The organism is Pseudarthrobacter sp. N5, assembly GCF_050157035.1.
In the GTDB taxonomy this organism is placed as follows: Bacteria; Actinomycetota; Actinomycetes; order Actinomycetales; family Micrococcaceae; genus Arthrobacter.
Window position 1 is genome coordinate 1,194,836 of the sequence record NZ_CP189593.1, and the last position, 15,609, is coordinate 1,210,444.

Here is a 15,609-nt window from a genome sequence, read left to right on the forward strand (position 1 = left end):
AACACACCATGACGGAAGGAGTTGGCCATGACGGAGCCAGCTGTATTGGAGCACACGGACCTGGCCGGAAACCTCGCGCTCATCACGAGCGAAATTGCCGACATCATTGACCGTCTCGATATCGGACAGGCCGCACCGCTGGTCCGCCTGATCCAGCAAGCGGACCGCATCTTCGTGGTCGGTGCCGGCCGCAGCGGCCTGGTGCTGAAAATGGCGGCGATGCGCCTGATGCATCTTGGACTGACCGTCCATGTCGTGGGCGAGTCCACTACGCCCGCCATCGGCCCGGGAGATCTGTTGATCGCAGCATCCGGATCAGGCACCACGTCCAGTGTTGTCCACGCAGCGGCCACGGCGGCACGCGTCGGGGCAAAGGTAGCGTCATACACCACAACGGCGGACGCGGCCCTCGCCGGCCTCTCCGACCGGGTCTTCATCATCCCCGCGGCCCAAAAAACAGATCACCGCGGCACACTCTCGCGCCAGTATTCGGGAAGCCTCTTCGAGCAGGCCTTGCTGATCGCCACGGAAGCGGTGTTTCACACCGTGTGGGATCTCGACGGCGTCCCGGCGGATGAACTCTGGCCCCGCCACGCCAATCTCGAATAGAACCAATCACACAGACCCAACCATCAACACGAAGGAACAGTATGAAACTGCAGGTAGCTATGGACGTTCTGACCACCGAGGATGCCCTCGCCCTGGCCGGCAAAGTCGCGCCATTTGTCGACATTCTGGAGCTCGGGACGCCGCTGATCAAGAACGCGGGCTTGTCGGCTGTGACAGCCATCAAAACGGCCTTTCCCGACAAGATCGTCTTCGCCGACATGAAGACCATGGATGCCGGCGAGCTCGAGGCCGGGATTGCCTTCAGCGCCGGCGCCGATCTTGTCACCGTCCTCGGTTCGGCCGACGATTCCACCATCGCCGGTGCAGTCAAGGCCGCCACCGCTCACAAGAAGGGCATAGTCGTTGATCTGATTGGAGTCCCGGACAAGGTGACCAGGGCCAAAGAGGTCAGGGCTCTCGGCGCCAAGTTCGTTGAATTCCACGCAGGCCTGGACGAACAGGCCAAGCCGGGATATGACCTGGGTGTCCTTCTGACCGCCGGAGAAGAAGCCCGGGTGCCCTTCTCCGTCGCTGGGGGAGTCACCATCGACACCATCGACAAGGTGCAGGCGGCGGGTGCCGAGGTCGCAGTCGCCGGAGGCGCAATCTACGGCGCAGCAGATCCCGCCGCCGCAGCGAAGGCGCTCAGGGCCGCGATCAAGTAGCGCTCCGGATACGGAGGGGAGGGCAGCTTCTCCTCCGTATCCACGTCCTCCAGCACACGTGTCATTACCTGCCCGAAAGTTCGCTGATGATCGAAAGTGATGTACTCCGAGGTCCGGACGCACCGTCCGTCCGGAGCGACAGGCGGCTCAACAGGCTCGCGGAACCATCCGCGCTGGTGATCTTTGGTGCCACCGGGGATCTTGCCCGAAAGAAACTCATTCCGGCCGTGTACGACCTCATGAGCCGCGGCCTGCTTCCCCCGAACTTCGCCCTGGTCGGTTTCGGCAGGGGTAGCTCGGGGAACGAAATATTCGCCAAGGAAGCAAGAGAGTCAATCCAGGATTATTCACGCTCACCCTTTGATGAGGATGTGTGGTTGCAGCTGGCGGCGGGTATCCGGTTCGTGCCAGGCGAATTCGACGACGACGACGCGTTCGTCCGGTTGAAAGCGGTCCTTGAAGACCTGGACGCGCACCATGGCACCCAAGGCAACCACGCCTTCTATTTATCCATCCCGCCCATGACGTTCCCTTTGGTCTGCCAGCAGTTGTCCGCTCACGGACTCGCGCAGGCTCCTCGGAATGCCTGGCGAAGGGTGGTGGTTGAGAAGCCGTTTGGGCATGATGTGGACTCGGCCCGGGAGCTGAACGCCATCGTCGAGGAAGTTTTTCCTGCCGACTCGGTGTTCCGTATCGATCACTATCTTGGGAAGGAGACCGTCCAGAACATCCTTGCCCTGCGGTTCGCCAACCAGATGTTCGAACCGCTGTGGAATGCCAACTACGTCGACCATGTGCAGATCACCACGGCAGAGGACATCGGAATCGGCGGCCGTGCAGGATACTACGACGGCGTTGGAGCCGCTCGCGATGTCATTCAGAACCACCTCCTGCAGTTGATGGCATTGACGGCCATGGAGGAGCCGATTTCCTTTAACGCAGATGATCTCCGGTCCGAGAAAGAGAAAGTCCTGGCCGCCGTCCGGCTTCCTCACGACCTGTCCCTCCACAGCGCCCGGGGGCAATACACCGGAGGCTGGCAGGGCGGCGAAAGGGTCAACGGGCTGAGCGCTGAGGCCGGATTCGATCCGGACTCCCGGACAGAGACGTTTGCTGCCCTGCGCCTGGACATCAGCAACCGGCGTTGGGCCGGCGCCCCGTTCTACCTGCGCGCCGGCAAGCGTCTGGGCCGGCGGGTCAGTGAAATCGCGGTGGTCTTCAAGAAGGTGCCCACGCTGTTGTTCACTGATGCCGGAAACGGGTTCAGCCAAAACGTCGTTGTCATCCGTGTGCAGCCGGATGAGGGTGTGACCATCCGCTTCGCGTCCAAGGTGCCTGGTACACAAATGGAAGTCCGCGACGTGACCATGGATTTTGGGTACGGGCACTCGTTCACGGAAAGCAGCCCCGAAGCCTACGAACGGCTAATCCTCGACGTCCTGCTCGGAGATCTCACGTTGTTTCCCCACCACGAGGAAGTTGAATTGTCGTGGAAAATCATCGATCCATTCGAAGCGTTCTGGGCCGCGGAGGGGACTAAACCTGAACCGTACGCCCCGGGCAGTTGGGGTCCCCGGTCGGCGGAGGAACTACTTGAACGTGACGGAAGGACGTGGAGAAGGCCGTGATCGTCGAGCTCCGTACAACCACAACAGAACAGATCGCCAAGACGATCCGCCGGCACCGCGCCCACAACGGCGTGGGCGCCCTGAGCAGGGCGCTAACCCTCATCGTCTTGACTCGGGACGGCCTCGAACAGGAAGCCATTGCGGCAGCCAGCGTGGCCGGGTGGAAATATCCGTGCCGAATTATTGCCTTCGTAGCAGGGCCAGCCGCCGCACCTGACAACCTGGATGCCCACATAACACCAGGGGGAGAATGCGGAGCCTCAGAAATTATCGTGCTCCGGGCTGCCGGGGAACTGGCACATCAGGCGGAGTCACTGGTTGTGCCCTTTTTGCTTCCCGATTCACCGATCGTCGCATGGTGGCCCCAGGGTTGTGAACCGCCCATGGCCACCACTCCAATCGGCAGGATTGCCCAGCGGCGCATTTCGGACTGTGCCGCCCTTGCCAGCCCAGGAACTGCCCTGGAGCAGCTCAGAAACGGCTACACCGCCGGCGACTCCGATTTCGCGTGGACACGCATAACATTCTGGCGGAACCAGCTGGCTGCAGCCATCAACGGACTCAGCGGCACGCCAATCCTGGACGTTACCGTCAACACAGGAGAAGGCGCTCCGGGCGGCATCCTGCTCGCAGCGTGGTTGCGGTGGGCGTTTCACGTTCCAGTGACCTTGATCAACAGCCAGTACGGATCCCAGGTGGGGAGCGTACAAATACGAACCGCAGACGGTGACATCGAATTCCGTCGCCGGAGCGACGGCAAGACCACGCTCCGGCGGGACGGCTACGCCGACCAGCAGCTGGTGATCCCTGTTCGTAGCCTGGCGGATTGTCTGGCAGAAGAGCTCCGGCTGCTGCAGCCCGACCATGTGTTTGGCGAGGTGGTCTGCAGTGGGCTGTTGATGAATACCGGGTCCGTTGAAGGGGATGTTTTGTTGCTGGAGAGCACCTTCAACCTGGTCCCCACCGGCTAGGGCGTGTCTCGCAAAGTTTGACGGTGGTGGTTGGGACAGTTGGAGCGTGTCGCGGTGAGATCCTCTCCGGCCGGGAGAACCTGGTCATGATCGCCAAGCTGCGGCAGGTGGAGAACCCCCGCCTGGTCGCAGACGACCTGCTCGAACGATTCGGCCTTACCGATGCGGCATCGCGAAAGGTGTCCACGTATTCAGGAGGCATGCGCCGTCGCCTGGACATCGCCATGAGCCTGATCGGGCAGCCGAAGGTGATCTTCCTCGATGAGCCGACCACAGGGCTGATCGCGATCGCGTCGGGTATCGCGTACAACGCCGTTCGGTTGTTCACCGATATGAAGAGCGGCATCTTCGAGCGATTCCATTCCATGCCGATCGCACGATCGTCCGTGCTGTGGGCACATGTTCTGACCTCGCCGGTTGCCAACGGGCTCTCGGTCGTGATCATCGTGCTGGTAGGCCTCGTCATGGGATTCCGCACATCGGCAAGCCCACTGGCACTGCTTCGATCGTCAACACGATCCAGGATCTGTTTGCACAACGATCGGTCGGCAGCGACACTTGGATCGCTCTCGCATGGTGCCTCGGCGTCCTCGTTCTCGCCTACGTCTTCGCCATGGCCGCCTACCGGCGCAAGATCACCTAAGGGCGTATCGGACAATCTCTCTTCCACCGGTCTCCCGGTGAGACGGAGGGGAGCATTGCCCTCAGCAGCGTGACCATGACTCGTCAGATCGGATCGTGCCCGTGTCAGCAGAATACGCGGGCGCAGCAAGCAGCCCTCTCAGGCCGGACCGTCGCTCGGCACTCACGAGCGTCATCGAGTCGTTGTTCTCCCTGCTCAGCAGGTCGTCCAGAGTTCGATCCAGCCCCCTGTGTGGCGAGTGGCGTTCGTGGCCTGCTGACGCGCACGCGCGACGGTGGAGTCGACACCGACCAGTCGATCAGGCCCTCCTCGTCGGCCTGCGCCGTCAACGCCTCAAGCACCCGGTTCCAGGTGCCGTCGGCGGCGAGGATGCGATGCCACCGCGACATGGTCTGCCACGGCCCGGACACGGCAGGCAGGTCACGCCACGGTGACCAGTTCGTCCGGGTTGGTGCCGGTGACGTCCTGCTGCGGGAGTTCGGTGGGGAGGTCGCTCTTTGCACCGCAGTTGCGGATCAGGCCGTGCTCGACGCGGGAGTCCACGCCGGCGGCCTTGAGCTTGTGGGCGACACGCTGGCCGTCGGCCTGGCTGGACAAGGCCGGGGCCGGTGCATCCGGGTCCGTCGAGGCGGAGGGGATGGCGACTTCGTCCGTCCAGAAGAGTGAGCTGTCGGTACCGCCGCGGCTGATCTTCGTCAGCGTGACGCCCGGTGCGAAGGTGCTCACAGTCCGCTTTTCGGAAAGGTCCGTCGCCCCCAGATTGAGGCGGGCGGACTGCCCGGTTTCAATGTCGTGGTTGGTGTCACTGGCAGTGGAGGGGCCGGCCGGCCCAAGCAGGGCGGCCGTCACAGCCAGGACCAGGCCGGCCGTCACGATGTTGGCGGATCTAAGGGAGCAGTGCGTTGAAGCCGACCAACCTCGCCCCAGGAGGAGAGGTTGGTCATCGGCGCCGTCGCCCGACTCGAGGAGCCAGCTGGCCAGCCATAAACGTAAGGTGTGGTCAGGAGGTGTTTAGATTTGTCTTCACAAACAGGGTCTAACACCCGTCGCAGGACGCAGTCGCCCAGTGGGCTGCCGCAGAAAAGGGCTCCTCCGCAGCCTGCCCAATGGCCGCGGAGGAACCCTTCGGGAAGGCGAGGCTACTTAAGCCAGGAATCTACCACCTGGGGATGGGCGTCCACCCATTTTTTAGCTGCCGCTTCAGGCTTCATGCCGGCCTGAATGTCCGTAGCCACGGAGTTCTGGTCTTCGTTGGTCCACTTGAATGCCTTGGCCAGCTTCGCGGCCGGTGAGCCGCTGTCCGATAGTTTCTTCGAAATGATTTTGTTCAGCGTGTACACCGGGTAGTCGCACGCAACTTTCTCCGGGTCCGAGTCGCAGCCTTCGCTCCACTTCGGAAGGTTGACCTTGGCCAGCGCAACCTCGGAAAGGAACCACTGCGGTTCGTAGAAGTAGCCCAGCAGCGGCGTCTTGTTCTTTTCAGCGGAACGGAACGACTGGATCAGTGCTGCTTCCGAACCGGAGAACACCACCTTGTAGTTGAGGTCGAGATTCTTGACCAGGGCCTCGTCGTTGGTGACGAAGGCCGGGTCGCCGTCGAGCACCTGTCCCTTGCCTCCGGACTCGGACGTTTTCAGCAGTTCCGCATACTTGTTCAGGTTCTTGCCGTCCGTGATGTCGGGGTATTTTGCTGCCATCCACGGTGCCACGTACCAGCCAATGTGGCCTTCGTTGCCGGTGGGACCGGCATCGACGGCCACCGCCTGGTCCGTAATGTACTGCTTCGCCAGGTCGTCGTGGCCCCAGTTTTCGATGATGACGTCCACTTCGCCGGACCCGAAACCCTGCCAGGAGATCTGTTCCGACAGGTCCTTCTGGACCACGGTGCAGCCGAGTTTGTCCTGCGCCACATAGCTGTACACGGCAGCGTTGGCGGTATAGCCCACCCAGGCGTTCAGCGCCACGTTAACGGTCCCGCACGCCGCGCCCGCGGAACCTGCCGCTGCCACCTGATTGACCGACGCGCCGCCGCAGCCGCCAAGTACCAGGGTGGCGGCGACGGCTGCTGCGGCCGTGGGGATAGTACGTTTGAGCAACAGTGCAGATTTTGACATTGTTCGATCTCCTTGTTGTGGGACGGGTGTTCCTGCGGACCGGTACGGTGATCCGTCAGGGCTATTAAGTTGACGCCGGTATTCCGGCAGGCGGTTTCCTGACAGGCGTGGCGGCGGCCGCCTGGGTCATGCGGTCCAGCAAGATACCCAGAAAGACGATGGCCAGGCCGGCCGCAAGGCCTTTGCCGAAGAGTGAGCTTTGAACAAATCCTGCGACGACGTCGTAGCCAAGTCCCCCTGCGCCTACCAGCGCTCCGACTACCACCATGGCGAGGACGTAAATCAGGCCCTGGTTGGCAGCCAGAGCAAGCGATTGCCGGGCCATGGGGAGCTGGACCTTGGTGATGACCTGCCACGGGGTTGAACCGCTGGACACGGCTGCCTCCACCACTGTCGGGGAAATTCCGGCAATGCCGTCGGCCGTGATCTTAATAGCCACAGGGGCTGCATAGATGATGCCCGCGACGATGGCAGTGAAGCGCGTCGCTCCAAACAGCCCGAGAAAGGGAACCAAATAAACAAAAGCAGGCATTGTCTGGGCGGCATCAAGCATTGGCCGCATGGCCTGGTCCACCCTGTTGGATCTGCCCATCGCCACGCCGAAGACAACGCCCAGAAGAATCACGACGACGGCGGCCACCAAAGTGCCCGCCAAGGTGACCATGGCGTCGCTCCACAAACCCAGGTAAATGATCAGAGCCAGGCAAGAAGTGGTCAGTGCGGCCAGTTTCCAGCTGCCGATCGCATACGCAGTGATCGCTACGACGGCAACCAGGATGAAGAACGGCGTTTCGGTGAGCAGCGATTGGAAAGGGTTGAGAATTCCGACAGTGACGGCCTCGCGGAATGACACGGTGAAGAAGAACAGATGGGTCTGCAGCCACTCGCTGGCAGAGGTTACTCCGTCGACAATGGCTGGGCCGATGTTGAGGTTTTTCGGAAAAGCCGCCGCCCAGAGTACCGTCCGGGAAAATTGAACCAGCACGGCCGTCAGAACCAGCGTGACAGCAAGAACTATCAGCCGGGTCCTGTGGGACATCCTGCTTCGCTGGCGCGCCCCGGGTTCTGCCCGACGGCTGGCGGCCGTGGTGACGCGGTCCAGCACAATGGCCAGCAGCACTATGGACAGCCCGGCGTTCACTGCCGTGCCGACGTCCAGTGACTGCAGGGCGCGAATGACTATCTGGCCCAGTCCCGGCGCTGCGATCAGCGCTGCGATTGTCACCATGGACAGCGCTGCCATGGTGCTCTGGTTGATACCCATTACTATGGTGCGCCGGGCCAATGGCAGCTGCAGCGTGTACAGCCGCTGCCAGCCGGTAGTTCCCATCGAGTCCGAGGCCTCACGGGTGTCCGCCGGGATGCTCCTGATGCCGTGCGCCGTCAGCCGGATCACCGGAGGCGCCGCGTAGATGACGGTGGCGATGACGGCAGACGCCGGGCCGATGAGGAAGATCAGCGCCAGCGGAGCCAGGTAGACAAAGGTGGGCAGCGTCTGCATGAAGTCCAGGACGGGAGTGATCACCCGTGCGACCCGTTTGCTGATTCCGGCCAGCACGCCCAGGGGAATGCCGATCATCAGCGTCAACAGGACAGCCGTGATGACGAGGGCGAAAGTGTACGCGGCTTCAACGAACAGGCCCTGCAGTCCGAAGAAAATGAACACGGCCGCAGTCAGCAGGGCCACGCGGACATTGCCGACGGCGAAGGCGACCCAGCTCAGCAGCGCAACGGTTCCCAGCCAACCTACTTCCGGCAGCCGAAGACCCGTGGGGCTGGCGGCAAAAATGATGACAAAGAAGTTGGCCACGGCATCGACGGCCGCCCGGAGGGGCGTGAGCACGTAGAGGAAGACGGGGTTGTCGCTGCGGTTTGCTGCGACCCAGGCGTTGAACTGATTGAGGCTGCGGTGGAGTTCCGTCAGCTCAGAGGCTGGCAGCGCCAACGTGCCGGTGCCGCGGAGGAACAGAAAGCCCAGCAGCCAGAGAACGGCCGCGCCCAACAGCAGCCAGGTGCGCCGGCTCAGTCGGCGGCGGGGCTCCGGAGCGGTGACGGTTTCTGTCCGTAGCACGGATCTGTCGCGAACGATGGTGGACATCAGGCCGCAACTTCCCGGCTGCGGAGGACTGACAGGATGCTGTCGCGGTCGATCTGGCCCAGGATCCTTCCGGAGTCGTCCGCTACCATCACCGCACACGAGGAATGCATCACTGTCGGAATGGCGTCGCGGATGATCATCGTGGAAGAAAGGACGGGAGCATCTGCGGGGGCTGCTGGCGCCACCGGTCCGGTAATCCATTTCAGTGTCAGGACATCGGCGCGCGGGACTTCGGATACGAAATCCGCAATGTAGTCGTCTGCCGGTGAGCCCACCAGGTCGTCGCCCGTGCCACATTGGACCGTCTCGCCGTTGCGCATGATCAGGATGCGGTCGCCCAGTTTGAGCGCCTCGGACAGGTCGTGGGTGACAAAGATCATGGTCTTCCCCATCTCCTTGTGCAGCCGGATGACTTCTGCCTGCATATCGCGGCGGATCAACGGATCCAAGGCGGAGAACGGTTCGTCAAACAGGATGGTGTCCGGGTCTCCGGCGAGGGCCCGGCCCAGGCCGACGCGCTGCTGCATGCCGCCCGAAAGCTGGTCAGGGAAATGCCGTTCGTAACCCGTGAGCCCCACCAGGTCGATGATTTCGCGTGATCTGGCGTAACGCTCGTTCTTGGCCGCCCCCCGGATCTGCAGGCCGTAGGAAACGTTGTCCAGAACGGTGCGGTGCGGGAGGAGACCGAAATGCTGAAACACCATGGACATCTTGCGCCGGCGCAGCTCGCGCAGTTCGGCGGTGCCTGCCTGCAGGACGTCCTTGCCGTCCACCAGGACCTGACCCGACGTCGGTTCAATCAGACGGGTCAGACACCGGACCAGAGTCGACTTCCCGGAACCGGACAGTCCCATAACGACGAACACTTCGCCCTTGGCGACGTCGAAATTCATATTCCTGACCGCGGCCACGCAGCCGGTACGTTCCAGCAGCTCGGCCGAGTTCAAACCGGAAAGTTCGGGATCATTCGGTATCTTTTCACCGCCGGGCCCAAAGACCTTCCAGAGATTCCGCACTGATATTTCGGGCTTGTTCATGGCTGCTCTCCTGCCGCTGAAGGCTCGAACCAGTGGCTGGGCCCGGGGTTGATGTTCTGCCAGATATGTTTGGTCTCGCGGTATTCCGCAAGGCCCTGTAGTCCCAGTTCCCGGCCGTTGCCGGACTGGCCGAAGCCGCCCCACTCCGCCTGCGGAACATAGGGGTGGTAGTCGTTGATCCACACAGTTCCGTGGCGCAGTGCCTGCGCCACCCGCTGGGCACGCGACGCGTCGCCTGTCCACACAGCCCCTGCCAGGCCATAAATCGTGTCATTGGCCAGCCGTATGGCCTCCTGTTCCGTAGTGAAAGTCTCCACGGTCAGTACCGGCCCGAAGGACTCTTCCTGCACCACGCCCATCGCGCTGTGGCAGCCGTCGAGGATGGTGGGAGGGTAGTAGCTGCCCTCGGCCAAAGGCGCGGCGTCCGGAATGAACCCGCCGCACAGCAACCGTGCTCCTTCGGCAATACCCGCCTGAACGTAAGCGTGCACCTTGCTGCGGTGGGCGGACGAAATCAGGGGACCTGTCTGCGCCCGGTCATCAAACGGGCCACCGAGGCGGATTTTCTGTGCGCGACGGGCGAGCTCCGTAACAAACTCATCATGAATCGACTCTTCTACGATGAGCCGCGTACCAGCCGAGCAGACCTGGCCGGAATGCAGGAAGACAGCTGTCAGGGCGTTGTCAATGGCGGCTTCCCGGTCGGAGTCGGCAAACACAATGTTCGGGTTCTTGCCTCCGAGCTCGAGCGCAACGCGTTTCACCGTGGAGGCCGCGGTTTCCATGATGCGTTTGCCCGTTGCCAGCCCTCCGGTGAAGGACACCAGATCCACCCGTGGGTCAGAGCTCAGGACGGCACCGACTTCCGGGCCGGAACCGGTCGCAAGATTGGCGACGCCGGCCGGAACCCCTGCCTCGCGCAGCGTGTCCATCAGCAGGATGGAAGTCGACGGCGTCAGCTCACTGGGCTTGAGGACAAAGGTGTTCCCCGCCAGCAGGGCCGGCGCAACCTTCCACGAGGCCTGAAGGAGCGGGTAGTTCCACGGCGTGATCAGGCCGCAGACGCCGACCGGGACGTGAACGATCCGGCTGATTGCCCCGGGGACCCCCGTATCGATGACCCGTCCGGCATCCGTTCCGGCAACGCCGCCGTAGTACCGGAAGCAGGCTACGACGTCGTCGATGTCGTATTCCGCTTCGATGTACCGCTTCCCCGTATCCAGGGCCTCAGCCTTCGCATAGACTGCTTTGTCGCGTTCCAGCAGGTCGGCAGTGCGCAGCAGAATCCGTCCCCGCTCTTTTTCGCTGCTTGCCGGCCAGCCGCCGTCATCGAATGCCCGGCGTGCGCTGTCGACCGCTGCTTCGGCGTCGGCTGCGATGCATTCGGCAATGTCAGCTACGTGAGTCCCGTCCGCCGGGCACGTGATGACCCGGATGTTTCCGCCCACCGACTGCGCCCACCCGCCGTCCACGTAAGCGCCGCGGACCAGCCCGACCCGGCTTTCGGCAAGTTGCACGCTGTTCATGATTCTCTCCGGTTCCGTGGTGTTGATTGCGCCTGCAGCGTTTCCTGATGCATGACGGTTTCCTGATTCATGGCCCCGGTCAGCTGGCTTGTGCCGTGCCGATAGAAATCCGCAGCCACAGGAGCGAGCGGGTCCTGGCCCAGAATCAGGTCTGCTGCCTTCTCTGCAAGCATCATGACCGGGGCATAGATGTTGCCGTTGGTCACATATGGCATGGCCGAGGCGTCGGCCACCCGCAGCCCGGAGGTGCCGTGCACCTTCATGGTGAGCGGGTCAACCACCGCCATCGGATCCGATGTCGGCCCCATTTTCGCTGTGCAGGATGGGTGGAGGGCGGTTTCGGCGTCCCGTGCCACCCATTCCAGAATCTCGGCGTCGGTCTGGACGGCGCGGCCCGGGGAAAGTTCCCCGCCGTTGAACGGGGCCATGGCGGATTGCTCCAGGATGTCGCGCGTAATGCGGATCGCTTCGACCCACTCACGCTTGTCCTGGTCAGTGGACAGGTAGTTGAACAGCATCGACGGGTGCACTGCCGGATCCGTCGAGGTGATTTTGATGCTTCCCCTGGCGTCTGAATACATGGGACCGATATGGACCTGGTAGCCGTGCTTTGCCGCGGCCTTTTGCCCGTCATACCGGACTGCCACGGGAAGGAAGTGGAACATCAGATTCGGGTACTCAACGTCCTCATTGGAGCGGACAAACCCTCCTCCTTCAAAATGGTTGGTAGCCGCAGGGCCGGTGCGGCCCAGCAGCCACTGCAACCCGATCAGGGGATAGCGCCAGAGGCTCAGGTTCGGCTGCATGGAGACCGGCTGCGTGCAGGCGTGCTGCACATAGACCTCCAGATGATCCTGGAGGTTTTCACCGACGCCGGGCAGATCAACAACAGGCTGGATGCCCAGGGATTTCAGGTGCGACGGGTTGCCCACGCCTGACAGCTGCAGAAGCTGTGGGGTGTTGATGGCGCCGCCGCAGAGAACCACCTCTTTGGCGTCCACGGTCCGGAGCCGGCCGTTTCTGCGGTAGCTGACCCCCGTGGCCACGGTACCGTGGAAGTTGATTCGAGTGACATGCGCGCGGGTGCGGACAGTGAGGTTGCTGCGGTCCCGGTGCGGCCTGAGGTAGGCGCGTGAAGCCGAGAGACGCTGCCCCTTGTGGACATTGCGGTCAAAGGGGCCAAAGCCCTCCTGCCGGTATCCGTTGACGTCGTCGGTCCGGGCGTACCCGGCCTCTGTGGCTGCCCGGAAAAACGCCTGGAACAGGGGATTGCGCGCCGGTCCGCGCTCCAGCACCAACGGGCCGTCATGTCCGCGCAGCTCATCGGCAGGATCGGCGGCCAGGGCGTTTTCCATGCGGTTGAAATACGGGAGGCAATGGGCGAAGTCCCATGTTTCCATGCCTGCGTCCGCTCCCCAGCGCTCATAATCCAGGGGGTTGCCCCGCTGGAAGATCATTCCATTGATGGAACTGGACCCGCCGAGCACCTTGCCACGGGCATGGGCGATCCTCCGGCCCTCCATGTGGGGTTCCGGATCTGAGCGGTACTGCCAGTCGTAGAACCTGTTGCCGCTGGGGAAAGTGAGGGCCGCCGGCATCTGAATGAACAGATCCCAGGGGTAGTCGCTGCGGCCCGCTTCAAGGACCAGCACGGTGTGGGTGCCGTCGGCACTCAGGCGGTCGGCCAGGACCGATCCGGCGCTGCCCCCACCTACAATCACGTAGTCGTAGCTTTCGTTCGTCATGGTTCAAGGTCTCCTTGGACGTGGTCTTGAAATGTCACAGTGTGATTCACACGGATGGTGGTCAGCCGCGGAGGCGTTCCATCCCCGGATCCACCAGGGGTTCCGCGGCCACGGTGGCCGCGATGCGGGTTCCGAAATACTCGATTTCGACGGCGTTACCCACCGCGGCGTCGGCGGGCAGCCACGCGTAGGCGATCGGGCGGCGGACGGTGTAACCGTACGCGGCGCTCGTGACGTAGCCGGCAGGTTCCCCGTTGAAGTACACGGGTTCCTTGCCCAGCACCACCGAGGTGCCGTCGTCGACCGTCAGGCAGCGCAGCTGCCGGGCCGCTGGCTGCTCGCGTCGCACGGCGAGAGCCTCGGAGCCCACAAACGACTCTTTGTTCTTGCCGATCGAGAAGCCCAGGCCTGCCTGGTACGGCTCATGTTCGGGCGTAACGTCGGTGCCCCACAGCCGGTAGCCCTTTTCCAGGCGCAGGCTGTTGAAGGCTCCGCGGCCGGCCGCGATGATGCCCTGTTCTTGCCCGGCCGCAAAGAGAACGTCCCAGAGCTTCAGCCCGTTCTCAGCGGTGGTGTAAAGTTCCCAGCCCAGTTCGCCAACATAGGACAGCCGCATGGCCGTCACGGGGATGCCGCCAATGTGAACCGGTTTGGTGCGGAAATAGCGCAGCCCGTCATTGCTGAAATCATCGGTGCTGACCTTGGCGATGACCTCGCGGGCCAGCGGCCCCCACAGCCCGATGCAGCAGGTGGAACCCGTAATGTCCCGGATCTGCACCCACTGGTTGACGTCTGCGGCGGTCTGTCTCCGGGCCTCGGTGGTGAAGTAGTCGAAGTCGATGTTGCCGTTGGCGCCCACCTGGAACGTGGTCTCATCCAGCCGGGCAATCGTGATGTCGCTGCGGACGCCGCCGTCGTCGTTGAGGAGCAGGCAGTAGGTGACAGCGCCGGGCTTCTTGTCGATCTGGCCGGCGCTCAGGCGCTGCAGGAGCGCCAGCGCTCCCGGTCCGGAAACTTCCAGCCGTTTAAGCGCGGTCATGTCATAAAGCGCGACGGCGGTGCGGGTCTTCCACGCCTCGGCGGCGGAAATGGGGGAGTGGAACATGCCGGCCCAAGGCTCGCGTTCCGGCGCCTGCCATTCGGCGGGCAGCTCGGCCAGCAGGGGGCGGTTGGCCTCAAACCAGTGCGGGCGCTCCCAGCCGCCGGCCTCCAGGAAGGAGGCACCCAGTTCCTTCTGCCTGCAGTTGAAGGGGCTGACCCGCAGCTCGCGCGGGAACCGGCGCGGCTGCAACGGGTGCAGCACATCATAGATTTCCACAAAATTCTGCTGCGAGGTTTCGCTGACATAGCTTTCGGCCGTCTGCACTGCCTCGAAGCGGGAGACTTCGCATTCGTGCAGCGGAATACGGGACTGACCCTCGATCAGCAGCTCGGCCACTGCCCGGGCGACGCCGGCCGAATGGGTAACCCAGACAGCTTCGGCCACGTAGAAACCCTCAACGTCCGGAGACTGGCCCACCAGCGGGCCGCCGTCGGGGGTGAAGGAGAAGATGCCGTTGAAGCCGTCCGCAACCCGTGCGCCGTTCAGGGCCGGCAGCAGTTCCTTGCTGTCCTCCCAGCAGGGCAGGAAATCCGCCTCGGTGAAGTCAAGCCGGGATGGCATCCGGTGTTCGGACATCTGCGCGGCCGCGACCTCCGGCAGCTCACGGAGATCCACCGGCATGGGGCGGTGGGCATAGGATCCGATGCCGATCCGGTCCCCGTGCTCACGGAAGTAGAGGTCCTTGTCCTGATGCCGCAGGATCGGCATCCGGGCACCGTTCGCCGGATCGAGAGGGCTGGCCAGGTCATTCTTGCCGAGCAGTTCAGGCACCGCCGACGTCTTCACGTACTGGTGTGCCAGCGGCAGCAGCGGCACGGCCATGCCCACCATGGCGCCGATCTTCGGACCCCAGAAACCGGCGCAGGAGACCACGACGTCCGCCGGGATCACGCCGTCGGGCGTCTGGACGCCGGTGACCCGGCCGCCGGATTGTTCGATGCCGGTCACCGGCGTCGAGCCCCGGAAGGTCACGCCGGCCGCCGTTGCCTTGCGCATCAGCAGCCGGACTGCACGGGCCGCGGAGGCCAGGCCGTCCGAAGGCACGTAGAGGCCGCCAAGCACCATGTCCTGGTTCAGCAGCGGGTAGTGCTTTGAGCATTCGTCCGGATCGATCAGCCGCCCCTCGATGCCCCACGATGTGGCGTATCCCAGCTTGCGCTTGAGATCCTGCAGGCGTTCCTGCGTGGTGGCCAGCTCCAGCCCGCCCACCTGGCTGAAACAGGAGACCCCGTCCTCGCTCAGGGCGAGGAGCTTGTCCACGGTGTAGGCGGCGAACTCGGTCATGGTCTTGGACGGATTCGTCTGGAACACCAGGCCGGGCGCGTGGGACGTCGAGCCGCCGGCCAGATCCAGCGGTCCCTGTTCGACGACGGTGATGTTGGTCCATCCGCGGGTGGACAGTTCATCGGCCAGATTTGCGCCGACGATGCCGGCGCCGATGATAACGACACGGGGAGTTGTGGTCATGCGG

Annotated in this window: 11 protein-coding genes and 2 pseudogenes; 6 read left to right on the top strand and 7 right to left on the bottom strand. The window is 63.3% G+C overall.

From position 1 onward, the window contains the following. Positions 1–27: 27 nt before the first annotated feature. From hxlB to ACQCST_RS05980, 6 genes and pseudogenes are all read left to right on the top strand, one after another. On the top strand, positions 28–609 hold the full coding sequence (gene hxlB / locus ACQCST_RS05955) for a 6-phospho-3-hexuloisomerase (RefSeq protein ID WP_426998386.1): 582 nt from the start codon (positions 28–30) through the stop codon (positions 607–609). A gap of 41 nt (positions 610–650) precedes the next feature. Beyond that, positions 651–1,274: a 3-hexulose-6-phosphate synthase gene (hxlA, locus tag ACQCST_RS05960; RefSeq protein WP_426998387.1), complete on the top strand. Its 624-nt coding sequence runs from the start codon at positions 651–653 to the stop codon at positions 1,272–1,274. Positions 1,275–1,360: 86 nt separating this feature from the next. Further along, the gene (zwf, locus tag ACQCST_RS05965) at positions 1,361–2,902 is read left to right on the top strand and encodes a glucose-6-phosphate dehydrogenase (RefSeq protein ID WP_426998388.1); all 1,542 of its coding nucleotides are present in this window, start codon (positions 1,361–1,363) and stop codon (positions 2,900–2,902) included. Continuing rightward, positions 2,899–3,873 (top strand): glucose-6-phosphate dehydrogenase assembly protein OpcA, encoded by a 975-nt coding sequence (locus ACQCST_RS05970; RefSeq protein ID WP_426998389.1) that lies wholly within the window; start codon positions 2,899–2,901, stop codon positions 3,871–3,873. The genes zwf and ACQCST_RS05970 overlap by 4 nt, the downstream gene beginning before the upstream one ends. A gap of 56 nt (positions 3,874–3,929) precedes the next feature. After that, positions 3,930–4,154 (top strand): annotated as a pseudogene (locus ACQCST_RS05975) (ATP-binding cassette domain-containing protein); the annotation flags it as partial. After that, positions 4,152–4,516, top strand: a pseudogene (locus ACQCST_RS05980) (ABC transporter permease); the annotation flags it as partial. The pseudogenes ACQCST_RS05975 and ACQCST_RS05980, both read left to right, overlap by 3 nt. 420 nt (positions 4,517–4,936) lie before the next feature. Here the strand turns inward: ACQCST_RS05980 and ACQCST_RS05985 are convergent. The 7 genes from ACQCST_RS05985 to ACQCST_RS06015 form a co-directional block, all read right to left on the bottom strand. Next, positions 4,937–5,389: a hypothetical protein gene (locus ACQCST_RS05985; RefSeq protein WP_426998390.1), complete on the bottom strand. Its 453-nt coding sequence runs from the start codon at positions 5,387–5,389 to the stop codon at positions 4,937–4,939. Positions 5,390–5,655: 266 nt separating this feature from the next. Continuing rightward, on the bottom strand, positions 5,656–6,630 hold the full coding sequence (locus ACQCST_RS05990; protein ID WP_426998391.1) for an ABC transporter substrate-binding protein: 975 nt from the start codon (positions 6,628–6,630) through the stop codon (positions 5,656–5,658). Between the two features lie 64 nt (positions 6,631–6,694). Further along, complete coding sequence (locus tag ACQCST_RS05995; RefSeq protein ID WP_426998392.1) at positions 6,695–8,728, bottom strand: ABC transporter permease; 2,034 nt, start codon at positions 8,726–8,728, stop codon at positions 6,695–6,697. Beyond that, complete coding sequence (locus ACQCST_RS06000; RefSeq protein WP_426998393.1) at positions 8,728–9,765, bottom strand: quaternary amine ABC transporter ATP-binding protein; 1,038 nt, start codon at positions 9,763–9,765, stop codon at positions 8,728–8,730. Before ACQCST_RS06000 ends, ACQCST_RS05995 begins: the two co-directional genes overlap by 1 nt. Next, positions 9,762–11,291, bottom strand: coding sequence for an aldehyde dehydrogenase family protein (locus ACQCST_RS06005; protein WP_426998394.1), 1,530 nt, complete (start codon positions 11,289–11,291; stop codon positions 9,762–9,764). The genes ACQCST_RS06000 and ACQCST_RS06005 overlap by 4 nt, the downstream gene beginning before the upstream one ends. Continuing rightward, complete coding sequence (betA, locus tag ACQCST_RS06010) at positions 11,288–13,036, bottom strand: choline dehydrogenase (protein WP_426998395.1); 1,749 nt, start codon at positions 13,034–13,036, stop codon at positions 11,288–11,290. The genes ACQCST_RS06005 and betA overlap by 4 nt, the downstream gene beginning before the upstream one ends. 61 nt (positions 13,037–13,097) lie before the next feature. Continuing rightward, positions 13,098–15,605: a GcvT family protein gene (locus ACQCST_RS06015; RefSeq protein ID WP_426998396.1), complete on the bottom strand. Its 2,508-nt coding sequence runs from the start codon at positions 15,603–15,605 to the stop codon at positions 13,098–13,100. Positions 15,606–15,609: the final 4 nt, after the last annotated feature.

Bases quoted from the DNA above. Each gene is read 5' to 3' on its own strand.
- hxlB (WP_426998386.1), top strand. From the start codon at position 28: ATGACGGAGCCAGCTGTATTGGAGCACACGGACCTGGCCGGAAACCTC.
- hxlA (WP_426998387.1), top strand. From the start codon at position 651: ATGAAACTGCAGGTAGCTATGGACGTTCTGACCACCGAGGATGCCCTC.
- zwf (WP_426998388.1), top strand. From the start codon at position 1,361: ATGATCGAAAGTGATGTACTCCGAGGTCCGGACGCACCGTCCGTCCGG.
- ACQCST_RS05990 (WP_426998391.1), bottom strand. From the start codon at position 6,630: ATGTCAAAATCTGCACTGTTGCTCAAACGTACTATCCCCACGGCCGCA.
- ACQCST_RS05995 (WP_426998392.1), bottom strand. From the start codon at position 8,728: ATGTCCACCATCGTTCGCGACAGATCCGTGCTACGGACAGAAACCGTC.
- ACQCST_RS06000 (WP_426998393.1), bottom strand. From the start codon at position 9,765: ATGAACAAGCCCGAAATATCAGTGCGGAATCTCTGGAAGGTCTTTGGG.
- ACQCST_RS06005 (WP_426998394.1), bottom strand. From the start codon at position 11,291: ATGAACAGCGTGCAACTTGCCGAAAGCCGGGTCGGGCTGGTCCGCGGC.
- betA (WP_426998395.1), bottom strand. From the start codon at position 13,036: ATGACGAACGAAAGCTACGACTACGTGATTGTAGGTGGGGGCAGCGCC.
- ACQCST_RS06015 (WP_426998396.1), bottom strand. From the start codon at position 15,605: ATGACCACAACTCCCCGTGTCGTTATCATCGGCGCCGGCATCGTCGGC.